Here is an 11,620-nt window from a genome sequence, read left to right as displayed (position 1 = left end):
TAACCACTTAGGCATGATTTGTTATGAAGTAAAAAAGCGGTAACAGCCAATCCATGGCTAATGAAGCGGCAACTGGGGGTTAGAAATACCATCTAGTGGCTAATTGCCACTGCTGCTCTAGCATCTCTTTGGGTAAACCTTGTTCAACTTTGGCATCACGAGTCGCGTCTATACGGTTATATTCAGCTTGGATAAACCAGCTTTTTTGTAAACGATATTGATACGACAAGGTGAGGGCGTTGCCTTGTTCATTATTGTTATCGTCGAACGTGGCATCATTGTCTGATACCTCAAAATCTTCAGCTCGAATAGTCAGGCGATGTTTATCCCAACGTTTAGTTAATAAAACAAAGGCGGCTTGATAGTCATTATTAACCACATCTACCGCTTCTGGTGACTGCATTAACGTGCTGCCATACATGACTTGGCTGATGAGTTCGATTTGGTAGGGTAAACGCCATTTGACACCAGCATGAGTAAACTTTGTTAGCCAAGCATATTGGCCATTCTTAAAGACGAGAGTATTGGCATTGTTATCATAATAGCCTAATGACACTTCGCCATTTCCTTTAAACCGCCATTGACCATGTACGTGATAACCAAAACGATCATCTAGTTCGATAAAAGGATCTGATTCATCGGCCTGATCATCTAAACTGCCTCCTGCTAAGCTGGGCATATTACTTAATGGCAAGGATTCATGGAGTAAGGTTTGACGGGAGCTGAGTGTCCAACCATGCCAAGCGAGCATGGCGCCAGCGGTATCATTATATTGGAATAAAGCTGCAGATAAGGCTAAGTCATGTTTTGAGTTATGGAATTTTCCTAAGCGCTCAAGGGTGAGTTCTGCACCAAGATGGCGAAACTCCTCACCTAACCAGCTGTTTATCGCCGAATAGCTTAATGTATAAGGGGACGACCAAGCTGTGGCGATATTTTCCAGAGAAATATCAGGGAACATTAAGCCTAATCGACCTTTTAACCTAAGGCCATTTTGCCAGGGCAAACTGCGATAATTTAAAAATGCTTCGGTAATACCAATATCATTACGGGTATTATCAAGATAACCATTGGCTGTCACATGTGCTGAAAATGCGTTTTCCCAATCCACTTTATAGGTCAGGCCAACTTGGGAAAGTGATAATTGAGTGCCGTCATCAAAGCGAAATTTTCCTAAACCACCATCGACATAAGATTCAGTGCCATCTGTGTAACTGGCTCTTACATCAATCAGGCCTGAAAAGTGATGTTCTGCAGCAGTGGCTGAATGACAACCTAAACATAAAATACAAATCCATTTTCCTGTTCTTTTCCAATAATTCATCCGCGTACCTTATTGATTTATTTATAACGGATTAGTGACGTGTTAACGGTAATTTGATTGTGATAACCATTGGGTTAACTTTTCGGCATCAACGGGTTTTGACAAGTAAAAGCCTTGGCCCATTTCACAGCCTCGCTGGGTTAACCATTTGAGAGAACCTTCATCTTCAATGCCTTCAGCCACCACTTTTAAACCTAGGTTATGGGCAAGCTGCAAGGTTGAACTGACAATAATTTTATCGTCTTCGCTGCTCATCAAGTTTTGTACAAATGACTTGTCAATTTTTAGCTCATCCACGGGAAGTTGTTTTAACTGGGCTAAAGAGGAGTAGCCAGTACCGTAATCATCAATTGATAGCTTAAGCCCATGCTGTTTGAGCTCTGTAAGTTGCTTGATGGCATGTTCAGGGTCGGCAACAACGGCATCCTCGGTGATCTCCAGTGTTAATGCTTCGATAGGCACTTTCTTATCTTTAATCATTTGCAAAATATGCTGGCAAAATTGATCATCCTTTAAATTCTCAGCTGAAATATTGATTGCTATGGAGAGCTCAACTCCTTGTTGTTGCCATAGTAGGTATTGGTCTAGCGCTTGATTGATTACCCAGTTCGTTAGAGCATTCATTTGTCCCATTTTTTCAGCGATAGGAATAAAGCTATCTGGCGGGATCATGCCTCTTATCGGATGTTGCCAACGAACCAATGCCTCTACATGGGTCACTTTATTGAGCTTGAGGTTCAGCTTAGGTTGGTAAAATAACACTAGCTCATCTTGCTCAATTGCCGGTTTTAGGTCGTTGACTAATTGCAGTCTGTCTACGGTATTAACATCAATTTGCTGGTGGTAAATCTGTAAATGTTGATGATGTTTCTTCGCATACTGTAAGGCGGTGTCGGCTTGGCGTAATAGTGTTTCGAGATCACTTGGGTAATAAACAAAACTGATGCCGATTGTGGTTTGTAAATGCAACGAAATGTCTTGATAGCAGTAATTGGCTTCAACAGTTTGTTGGACATGATTAATTAATGCGGTAAGTGATTTTTGCTCTGTGTGCTCAATAGCAAGGACAAATTCATCGCCGTTAATACGGCAGACGAGATCTATTTCATCAAAGCTTGCTAATCGACGGCCAACTTCTGTGATCACCATATCGCCAACAACATGACCTAAGGTACCGTTGATTTCAGTCATACGACGAATATTAATCAGGCATATTGCTAATGGAGATTTGCTTTCGAACCAACTCGAGGTGATGCGGATTAACTCGTTTTTATTACCTAGATTGGTCAGTGGGTCATGGTAGGCTTGAAAGGCGATTTTGTTTTCACGGCTTAATATGGCTTGTTGCATGGCAGTGATTTCTTCAGCGAGTTCTTTCATCTCTGCACTGTTGCCAACTTCTACCTTTGAATTGTAATTACCTTTTGCAATAAATCGAGCTTGTTTTATCAATAATGTAAGTGGCTTAGTGACACCTCGAGCAATAATGTAGGCCACAAATAGTGACATCGGCAACATTAATAAAATCAATAATAATTGTTGAAACCAATGATCTTGTGCTGATTCAAGCGCAGCATTGCGACTCAAATACATAAAAGCATGTAGTTGAACATTGTCTTGGCTATCACGCTTAACCTCACCTAAATCTGATTGCCATAAAATGTATTCATCATTGGTTTGATCGTGTTCAATAAAGTCACTGATGACTTGATGGTCTTCGTGGGTGAATCTGGTATTGGAGAGGCTAATTAATTGGTTACTTTTTTCAGATGTGAGCAAAAATCCTGTGTTCAAGCCGGTTTGCTCCGATAACGAATGCGTTAACTCGTCGCCAATGATAAAGCCAAAGCCCACCCAGCCAATAATGTTTGCTGCGCCACTGGTTAATGGTGAAAACCTTAACTGATAAACATGCTCGCCAAGAGGGTATAAGGGGCTACTGGTTTCAAATTCTGTTGCGAGCGGGAATCTAAATGGCTGACCTTGCTCTGGTCCAACATTAACTTTGCCTTTGTTAGGTCCTTTTGCTGTCGTTAACAGTTCGCCAATCACATTCCCTTGATGATCAACTGCAATAGCTAAGTCTGCATTGATGCGTTTTCGATGATTATTTAATGCCACCAAAAAACTGCGGCTGTCGCCATCAATAAAAATATCTTTAAGGCCAAAGTCTTTTGCTGCCGTTTCGGCAAAAGCGGATAAATAGTAATTTCGGTTGTCATATTCTGACTTAAATACCAACTCAGCTACTGACAGTTGGTTTTCTAACTGCTGTTTTTCTAAACGTTTATTCGAATAGTAATTAATGGCAAAAGAAATAGCTTGAACAGCTATTAATAACACCATGAAAAAGGTGAATATTCGAGTTTGAATACTATTAAACGTATTTCGCATTAATATCCATCCAGAAAGTCAAAGTCATCCAAACTTTGTTGAGTTGGGATGTCGTCCATTGATGCAGTTATTTGTATGGTTAATGCCTCTGCTAAAGGCGTTGTTATTGTCTGGCTAAATTGATTGTTATCTGCCCGTAATTGCGGGTGCCAGACAACGAGTTGATATTCAGAATCAGGTAGCTCGTCGAATATGACGTTACCATTTGAATCAGTCACGCCGTAATAAGGAGTATCGACCACCAACACATGTCCGCTCATCCAGTCATGGATGTTACACCCCATTGAAATGTGGCCTGCTTGATCAAATAGCATATCTTGTTGAGTGCTATCTTTGCGTAGTTTAAACGAAAAGCGTTTGGGGCCTGATGCCGAATAAATGTGGTGAGTAATATCATCATCATTAACAAATTTGAGCTGGTAACCTTGTTGAATAACCGTGATATATGGGCTGAACTGTTTATTTTCTTGATGTATTTCAATTGGAGGCTGAGTTGATTCAGGGGTTATCTTTTTTGCTGAAGAGAGAGAGGTAGGAGTGAGATATACCACCATATTTGCCATAGGAGTATGGTTACTGTTAACGAGACTAAATTGTTGACTCATGACGGGCCAACTTAGGGTAGCGCAGCACAAGATGCCCGCCGTTATCAAGGACTTTACTGCTATGACTGTGTTCACTCTGACCTCTAGTATCACGTTGGTTGATTAATTAACCTGTTGATAAAAGTGTTGCCTTTTATTAAGCACACTAAGACTGAGTATAATAAGAACGAAGTTAAGCTTATAATATTTCACAAAATAAAGATATTTTCATAACAAAAAATGGAATCAAAAACATGTTTTGATTCCATTTTTATTGTTCAAGCTAAAGTGGTGCTTAGTGCGTCGCTTTAAGCTGTTCTAATGAATTACTTAATCCAAGACATGATTAACCACAGCACTTTTTGTATTTTTTACCACTGCCACAGCTGCAAGGAGCGTTGCGGTTAATTTTTGCTTCGGCTGTTACAGCGGTAGGCTTATTGATAATGCCCTCTAGCTCAATAATATTTTCAGGGTTATTTTCATCAACAGTCATGTTCGCAAACAGGTTTTTGTCATCTAGTATTTGCTGTACTTGCGCAGCCCTTTCTGCGGTTTGAACTGACAAGGTTAGTGGCTTAACTTTAGTACCAAGCTTAGCCTGACGTTTAGTATTGTAACCACTTTCGCCATAGGCAGGTTTAGGCGTTTGACGGCCTTTAAAGAAAAATTTGTCTGACATAATCGTACCTGCCCATCTTATAAATATGAAAAATTGAATCTTTATATTGATTGACTTTTATAACGTGCAAGCTTGTTGGCTTTGATGTTTGCAAACAAAGTGCTTGGTTAAGAAAGTTGAAAAATATTCTAGAGGCGATGCTTATACAGGAAATCAGAGCAATTGACTAGAAACACTTGCCAATATGCGAGTATTGTTTAGCACTTACAATAAAGACCTGTGAAAGAAAGCGCTATTGCGTTGTTTTGTCGGTTAGTGATAATTCACTTCAATGGTGTATGACAATTGCTGTTGCCCAACATCTTCAATGTTCAGCACATCCACTTTGCCACCGACATTGATAATTGTTGCTGTTTCAGATAATGCAAATGATTGCTGCTGATTGCCATTGGGCAGAATAGGGGTAAATAATACGTTGGACGTGGAAGTTGGGTAAACCCTCACGTTAATGGAAGACTCGCCATTACCTTGAATTTTAAATTGACCGAGTTGATTATCGGAAGTGAGGCAGCCGTTACCTTGACGGTTGAATTGATCTAACTGGCAATTAACGTTGGCTTGGTTGTATATCATTCCAAGATCCATTGGTCGAATTTGCTCAATAGACACAGGGGTCACTAAGTTAAAATGGGCTTGTGAAACGGCAACCACCAACATAAAGAGTGACATGCTTTACTTGTTTCCACATCAATAAATCCATAATTTATTCTAGTTGTTGCTGAATAAATGCGCACTTATTTATCTTGTTTTGGTTTAACGAGAAATGGTTTGTGTGGCGAGGGTCACATATTCACCTGGCTTCAGTTCGATTGGTGTGGCTTGGCGTTGTTTATTGATTTCAATTTGATAGCGACCGGGTACCAGTTGCTCAAAGATAAACACTCCATCGTACTCTACTCGGGCATGATATTGATTATCAGCGTCATCAATTAACGTCACCAGCACACCTTTTGCCGCAACCCCATCATCATAAAATATCTCGCCATCTAGCTCTGCAGTAAATAACACAGGAAATAGCACTTCGGCTACATTCCCTGGATGAGCGTTTACTAATAAAATGCTGTTTTGAGGCAGTAAAAATGGGTCAGGTAGTGATTGCTCATTTAGCACAAGACGATGTGGTCTTGAAGTTTGTATGTGGGTAATTAATAACTGGCCGCGCTCATCCGTTGCGCTATCAGCTTGACTGTGGCCTGAAAAACGTAGGCCACTGAGTGGTAATTCATCCTCATCAAATAGGCCGTTGTTGTTGTCATCTTGAAAAGCGATAATTTTTACACTTCCAGTATTTAAATGGCTCACTCTGTCGAGTAACCAAGTGTTATCGGGTGCAATTAATAGTGCTGAACTACTCCATTTAAATTGTGCAAACCAATCACCTTCAGAGTCATTTTCTAATGTCAGCCTTAAGGTACTGGTATCTAGAAAATAAGATAAAGAGTTTCTCACCGTGACTTCTGCTAATGCCGTTGGTTGGTAACGAACTTCAAACTGATAGTTACTTTGCTCGCTTAAAGACGTACTGGCATTAGACACTAACTGGGTGAGTTCTGTTGTGGGCAGCAGTGCAATATCAGCATAGCTACGTAAGTACCAGTCGGAGATTCGACCTGAAAGGGCTAATCGATTGGCCCAACGTTGTGTATCGGCGATGTTTTGCCAACTTAACTCGTTACTCAATGCTAGGTGCTGAAACTGGCCTGCTACAGTTGCTCCAAGGTAAATGCTGTCTGTACCAAAGTTTTGTTCTTGCCATGAGCCATTGAGTCCCCAGCTCATACTCGTGTGGTCTAGGTTGCCATTCACATTAATATTGGCCAGTTGTTTTACTTGGTTATTTGGATTCTCCCATGATTCAAAGTCTTGGTAGTGTGCCCATTCTGCTTGCCAGTCAATTAGGCTATTACTCCCTTGGGCAATAATGTTAGCTGCTGTTCCAGTTTCATTTCCTGTGAGATTAAGTTGCCAGACACTGTTGTCGGTTAACATACTGAAAGTCAAAGAAGGGTTAAACAGCCATTTGTTGTCACTAACCTGTTGCTCAATTAAGGCAATACCAGCCGAGAAGTTATCAGATATCGCCCAGTTTGCACTCGCATAAACTTGTTTTAAATCATCTTGCTCTCGTTGCATCACGCCAAAGTTCATTCCGAAGCTGTCGGCTTGCATTAAAGAAGGGTCGAGCAGTTTACTAAAGGACTCTGTTCGTGTTTCACCATTTGGCCCAAATAAACGTAATTGGTATTGGTTAGTTCCAATATAATAGGGGACTTGTTCAAAGCGATATTGTCCATTATCACCAACACGTTGGACACTGATTAAACCGCCATTTCGGTATAATTCAACATCCCACCCTGGCTCTAACTCACCTTCAACGACAATGTATCTAATGTCATCTGAAAATGCGTCACCAGCATTAAGAATGAGACCTTCACCAGAGCTGGCGCCTGAAACCAACGCCAAATTATGGGAGTCGATACTGCCAAGTCGATAGTATTTAACCCAAGTGTCGGCCATTGCTTTTTCTATATAGGCGTTAAATGTTTCGCCGTATTCCGACCAAGAGTAACCTGCATAGGCACTATGTCCGAGTAAATCAGTCCTCGCTTGGATAAACCCATCAACATTCGGTTGTTGGGTTTCTATTTGTTTACGTTGTGAGACGCCGACATCTGCATGTAACGCCAAATCGCCAATCGTGGCATACTCGCTAGTTACTTGACGCATTCTTTGTTGGCCATTGGCATTTTTTTGATGATTAAATTGCTGGTGGCGCTTTTGCCTCTCAAGCAGCTGACTTAGTGGAACTAAGGTATTTTCATTCACTGCTAGTAACTGACGAGCATGATCAAAGTGAATTTCTAATCCTAGTATTTGTTCTACCACCTCAATATCGACATAGATGTCCCAATCATCAAAATAGACGTCAGTTGGGTTTTGATTACAATTACTATTTTGCGCAGTAAATTGCATGAGGTGTTGGCTTATATCCACAGTGTTTTCCGTGGTCAAATACCAGCCGCTCACGCTTAATGGTTGCATGTTAACTTGTAACGGTAGCATCAAATTATCGGCTAAAAATTGTATTGGCAGATAAAGGGTTGCTTTATCTTGATAGATAAAAATCTCATCGCTTAGCTGCTCAGAACCATAATTAAACTGCCCGACAAGAAATTGCTCTTCATTTGCTGCAGAGCTTGTGTAACTTCGAGTCAGTCGTCGAGAACAATTCGCTAATGCTATTTCAGGGTTATTTGCTGTTGAGGCTACAGTCACTGGCGAAGTAGCCTGAATGAGCTTTGCCGCGTCAGATAGTGTCACTTGTTGGCTATTTTTTTGACTAGATTGTTGACTAAGTTCTTGATTAGGGCGCTGGTTGTTAAGGTCATTAATGGGGGCAGAGTCAATTGTTGGTGCTCTCTTGGAAGAGACAGTTTCAGGCTGAATGTTAACTTTTTTCTTGCTCTCAGAGTTCACTATGATGGGTTTGACTAACGCTGAAGTAGAAGCTGAAGTTAATACTGTTGATGTAAGTGCTATCGGCTTTGATGTGACAGTTAACTCAGGTTCTGGCGTAGTTGTTATTGATTCTGAGGCCATTGTCTTTGATTTGGTTTGACGTTGAAATGAAGTGCTTTGCTGTAATGATGAGGCCGTTTTCGTTAACGAGTCATTGACGGTAGCTTCTTTGTCAGGGATTTCTCTTTCTTTATGTTGGGATTGGTTGTTAGAGGCGGCGAGATTGAGATTGGCAATAAAATCAATTGAATCGGTTCTCCAGGGCGTTGATGATTCAAGCCCTGGATTGATTGTTTCTATGTATAGCAATAATAAACAAATACAAAAAGTATATTTTGCTATACGGTTGATATGCCGAAAAAGCATAATCTGCCGAGATAAAGTAGGTATTTTTCAGTCACACTGCCCTTATAATTTGATCACTGATTCGATTGTTTTAGCCTCGAATAAAGTGTCATTTTCAACATATCTAATCAGTAGATCCGTCCCAGGTTTTACTGCTTGGTTAAGTGTTATAGCAAATCGACGTTGATCGTTTTCTGTATAGATGGATGCATTTTTTAAACTGCCAACTAATTGATTAGATGCACTGTCATACACTTCAATATCACCGTAACTGCTACGTTGACCGCTGCGGGCGATATCAACAATTAGTTGTTGCTTATTATCTGGGCTTGCTAGCAATTCTCCGTTCACTGTTAATTCTGCGATTAAATCACCGACTCTCATGATCACCGGAATGGCAATACGTAAATAGGCTGTGACTGATAAGTTCATCGTGTCATTGGATTCAGTGGTGTCTGAAACTGTGGTCGGGGCTAAAGGGATTTGATGAAAAACGATGTAGCTTCGGTATTCACCAGCTTTGATGTCTTTTGGCGGACGCACAGCAAGCCTTACTCTTGCACCTTGCTCAGGGGATAAACTGACTCGTCGAGGAGAGTAACGGGTGAAACTGGTAAGTGAAGTTGGACTTGTTTTAGGTGCTAAAGTTAAAAATTCGTCATTGGAGAGTAACTGTTTGTCTTCAAGGTAAATTTCGTAGCGAGCGGTGTCGCTGCTTTTATTAACTAATGAAAAAACGGCGCTTTTGTTGCGCTGGTTGTCAAGTTCGACACGGGTTGGTGTCACGAGTAAGTTTGCACTCACACTAGGTATAAGACTTAACACCAAAGTGGTTATAAGTAGTAAATTTTTCATATTGTTGCCCAGCTAAATTTTGATGCATTAGATGCAAATTTATTAATTATTATTGTTAGCTTACTTCGAGCTTATTTTAATTTTGTTTGTTAGTGGGGTGAATATAATCCCGCAACCACGTTGCGGGATTCATCAATGTTACTGGTGATGTAAGCAATATAGGTTAGGGTAAATTGCTTACATCAGATAACACAGGTTTAGTAAACCACTGAAAGAGTGTACGACAGTGCGTGAGTCCCTTCAGTTGCTGAAGCTGCAACGATATCAAGTGTACCAGCAACATCAACGTCTAACGTATTACCAGAGACAGTACCCGTTGCACTAGCAAGAGTTGGGGTAAACGTAACGCCAGAAACAGACGTATCAGGACCAGATACTGAAAGGTTTACTGTTCCGTCAGCGGCAGCCACATTGAACACACCAGTACGTGCAGCATTACCACCAGCAACACATGCAGCTCCAGAAGTTGTATCTGAGTAATCAAGAGCACACTGGCCATCAGCAGCGATTGATACATCACCAAATTCCATTTGGGTCGTTTCAGATACAGTGATTGGGTAGATTAAGTTGAAGTTAGCAGTACCTGTTTCGTCTGCGGCACCCACTTGAGTAGAAAGAAATAGCGTAGAGGCGATAACAGATGATAATAGTATTTTTTTAGTCATTTTATTGTTCCCAGGTGTAATATTATAATTTTAATAGCCCATAATTTTTATGTGGATATTTGTCGCTTTTAAACAAGGACTTAATCAATGGGCAAAGTCAAAATAGCAGCATTGAAATAATTTGCAACACTTTGGTTACAATTGTGTGTTGCATTTCTTTATATAGCTAAGAGTTATAAGTTATTGCTAAAGTTTAATTTAAAATACTAGCTACAAAGTATTAGATTTCAAACTAGCGTTTAACTCTATGAAAATTAGAATAATATCGGCTATGAAAGATCTTACTTATTAGTTGAGTAGTTTGATTGGTTTTTTGATGTTGTTGATATAATGGTGTTTTTGTTTAATTTTTGGTCAGTTAACAAGTTTTCATCTAAACGTTCTTTTGATTTAAAAATGTACAAGGTTGATCTTAGGCTGGGAATTTTACAGAATTTAACGAAAAATTGAGTAGACTGAACTCATCAATATTGCCTGGCTTTCTTAAATGAGTTTGTTGATTTTTTGTAACATTACTGAGATGATGCGAGAAAATATTGATAAGGCTACTTGATACAAAATGTTTTTATAGACTTAATTTAGCTTTTATTTGCTTAAGGTTTATTAATTACATTTTTGTTTTTAAAATATTTTAAAATCAATGGCTAATAAAAATAATAATAATAAAATTGGGTGGTCACCGGTATGCCGACTTGTATTGACTCTTCCAGATATCTCAAGCTCATAAAGTTGACCTTGCTCGCTGCGTTAAGTGTGCTGTGTTGTTCTTCAGCCTTCGCACAAATTGTTATTACAGAAATTCAGCCTATTAAATTTCCTACGGTGTTACAAAATAGTGGAACAAGTTCTACTGTGGTAGTGAACTGGAAAGGCGGGATTGGTAATTCAACCAATGCGACGTTGCTTGATGATGATTATTATCAAGGGCGCTATTTTATTACTTCTGATACTAGCGATCCTATAACGATTAATTTTGTTAGTTTGAATAATGAGCCGCTAATCCAAATAAAAAACATTAAAATTCGCTATAAAAATACCACTTATAAAACGTTTCCAGCAATGGGGTTAGACAATCCTGGTGTCGATGGAGAGTACATCGAAATAGGCGCTAAGGTTGTGGCGAATAAAAAATCTAGCCAAGGGGCTAAATATCCGCAATATACCTTAAGCGTCAATGAGCAATAAGTTTCCTCATCTAGCATCTAGCACCTAAGATCGGCAGCAGTTCACAAATAGGGCTTTGACTGTGCAA

General features: G+C 39.9%; 9 protein-coding genes. 1 reads left to right on the top strand and 8 read right to left on the bottom strand.

Going from position 1 to position 11,620, the window contains the following annotated elements; all coding sequences use genetic code 11:
* Positions 1-79 precede the first annotated feature (79 nt).
* The 8 genes from J8L86_RS02715 to J8L86_RS02680 all read right to left on the bottom strand — a co-directional run bounded on the left by J8L86_RS02715 (position 80) and on the right by J8L86_RS02680 (position 10,368).
* Positions 80-1,324, bottom strand: coding sequence for a hypothetical protein (locus J8L86_RS02715; protein ID WP_247663143.1), 1,245 nt, complete (start codon positions 1,322-1,324; stop codon positions 80-82).
* A gap of 42 nt (positions 1,325-1,366) precedes the next feature.
* Complete coding sequence (locus J8L86_RS02710) at positions 1,367-3,718, bottom strand: EAL domain-containing protein (protein WP_211028580.1); 2,352 nt, start codon at positions 3,716-3,718, stop codon at positions 1,367-1,369.
* Positions 3,718-4,323: a hypothetical protein gene (locus J8L86_RS02705; RefSeq protein WP_211028571.1), complete on the bottom strand. Its 606-nt coding sequence runs from the start codon at positions 4,321-4,323 to the stop codon at positions 3,718-3,720. The genes J8L86_RS02710 and J8L86_RS02705 overlap by 1 nt, the downstream gene beginning before the upstream one ends.
* 325 nt (positions 4,324-4,648) lie before the next feature.
* Entirely contained in the window at positions 4,649-4,984 is a 336-nt protein-coding gene (locus J8L86_RS02700) for a PBPRA1643 family SWIM/SEC-C metal-binding motif protein (protein ID WP_065108991.1), read from the bottom strand.
* A 252-nt stretch (positions 4,985-5,236) separates the two neighbouring features.
* Positions 5,237-5,653: a hypothetical protein gene (locus J8L86_RS02695; protein ID WP_211028569.1), complete on the bottom strand. Its 417-nt coding sequence runs from the start codon at positions 5,651-5,653 to the stop codon at positions 5,237-5,239.
* Positions 5,654-5,737: 84 nt separating this feature from the next.
* Positions 5,738-8,869: a carboxypeptidase-like regulatory domain-containing protein gene (locus J8L86_RS02690; protein WP_211028567.1), complete on the bottom strand. Its 3,132-nt coding sequence runs from the start codon at positions 8,867-8,869 to the stop codon at positions 5,738-5,740.
* A gap of 42 nt (positions 8,870-8,911) precedes the next feature.
* Complete coding sequence (locus J8L86_RS02685) at positions 8,912-9,703, bottom strand: hypothetical protein (protein ID WP_211028566.1); 792 nt, start codon at positions 9,701-9,703, stop codon at positions 8,912-8,914.
* Positions 9,704-9,900: 197 nt separating this feature from the next.
* On the bottom strand, positions 9,901-10,368 hold the full coding sequence (locus J8L86_RS02680) for a hypothetical protein (protein ID WP_055024289.1): 468 nt from the start codon (positions 10,366-10,368) through the stop codon (positions 9,901-9,903).
* Positions 10,369-11,052: 684 nt separating this feature from the next.
* Between J8L86_RS02680 and J8L86_RS02675 the strand changes: the two genes are divergently transcribed.
* Positions 11,053-11,553: a hypothetical protein gene (locus tag J8L86_RS02675; protein ID WP_211028563.1), complete on the top strand. Its 501-nt coding sequence runs from the start codon at positions 11,053-11,055 to the stop codon at positions 11,551-11,553.
* Positions 11,554-11,620 lie beyond the last annotated feature (67 nt).

Source organism: Shewanella sp. MMG014 (assembly GCF_018100775.1).
GTDB lineage: Bacteria > Pseudomonadota > Gammaproteobacteria > Enterobacterales > Shewanellaceae > Shewanella > Shewanella japonica.
This window is presented reverse-complemented; position numbering and strand designations above follow the sequence as displayed.